The organism is Hymenobacter agri (assembly GCF_054778495.1).
Genome location: NZ_BAAGZM010001030.1, coordinates 1 through 979, shown reverse-complemented (window position 1 = coordinate 979; position 979 = coordinate 1). Strand labels below are relative to the sequence as shown.

The window sequence follows — 979 nt, the reverse complement described above, 5'->3', positions numbered from 1 at the left end:
CCCGGCTGGCCCGGCCCCGCTACGCCGACGCGCATGGCCCGGCCCTGCTGCAACCGCCCCGAGTGTAACCTAGGTTGTCCGTGAGGGAGAGCTCCTGCCCGGCCGGTTCGTGCGCGAACGGCTAGGGCAAGAGGGTAATCAACTTATTTCCTGGTCTTTGCCTGGCTGATTGGCACGTGCTGACGTGCTGATGAGGACTGCTTCCGTCCCGCTGCTTCTTGCGCGATTGGCCGGGCCGTCCAGGGGTCACTCTTGTCCGCGTGCGGGCCTGCGGCGCAGGCTGCGGGGCCAGGAGGGCGGCGCGCGTATTGACGCGGCCGGCCACTGGCCCACGAGGGCACCAATTCATTTTTCATGCTCGCAAAAATCATTGCGGCCAGCATCCACAACAAGCTGTTTGTGGCATTGCTGGTGGCGGCACTGGTGGCGTGGGGCGGCTATTCGGCCGTCCACCTGCCGCTGGATGCCATTCCCGATATTACCAATAATCAGGTTCAGGTCATCACCCAAAGCCCGGCGCTGGCCGCCCAGGAAGTCGAGCAGTTGCTCACCGTGCCGCTCGAATTGCAGCTGCGCACGGTGCCCGGCGTCACGGAGATTCGCTCGACTTCGCGCTTCGGCTTGTCGGTCATTACCGTCATTTTCGACGACGACGTCGATACCTACCTCACCCGGCAGCTGGTGGCCGAAAAGCTGCGCTCGGCCGAAGGCCAGCTCAGCCCCGGCATGGGCCGGCCCGAAATGGCCCCCATCACCACCGGCCTGGGCGAGATTTACCAGTATGCCCTGCGCGTGGAGCCGGGCTACGAAAAGCAGTTTACCCTGGCCCAGCTGCGCGATGTGCAGGACTGGATTATCAAGCGCCAGCTGGCTGGCGTGGTGGGCGTGGTTGACGTGAGCAGCTTCGGCGGCTACGTGCGCGAGTACGAGGTGAGCGTGGTGCCCGACCGCCTCAACGCGGCCGGCGTGGCCCTGCCCG

1 protein-coding gene is annotated in these 979 nt (G+C 65.5%); it reads left to right on the top strand.

The features are described from left to right. Positions 1-354: 354 nt before the first annotated feature. On the top strand, positions 355-979 hold a 625-nt coding region (locus ACYVDE_RS24235; protein WP_460504085.1), incomplete at its 3' end, for an efflux RND transporter permease subunit.